1 pseudogene is annotated in these 202 nt (G+C 44.6%); it reads right to left on the reverse strand.

Annotated elements, in window-relative coordinates:
* Nucleotides 1–38 precede the first annotated feature (38 nt).
* Nucleotides 39–202: pseudogene (locus AAIE21_RS29560) on the reverse strand (group II intron reverse transcriptase/maturase); the annotation flags it as partial.

Genomic DNA, 202 nt, shown 5'->3' on the forward strand with positions numbered 1-202 from the left:
TCAAAAGGGTTATGAGACCTATCGAATGGCAGACACTTTCATCGGTAATTCTCTGCACTTTTCAGTGGAAGGACTTTCCAGTCCCAGTAAAGCCCCAGTACACCATAGAGATATTCGTTACTCCATCTCTGCCATCCGATGCTACGCTTTCGTCGTCGTTTCCTTCTCGTTAATAGCGTGCGAATTTTCATCTCCGTATAAT

Origin of the sequence: Paenibacillus sp. 102 (assembly GCF_039549175.1) — a bacterium.
Taxonomy (GTDB): Bacteria; Bacillota; Bacilli; order Bacillales; family Bacillaceae_G; genus Bacillus_A.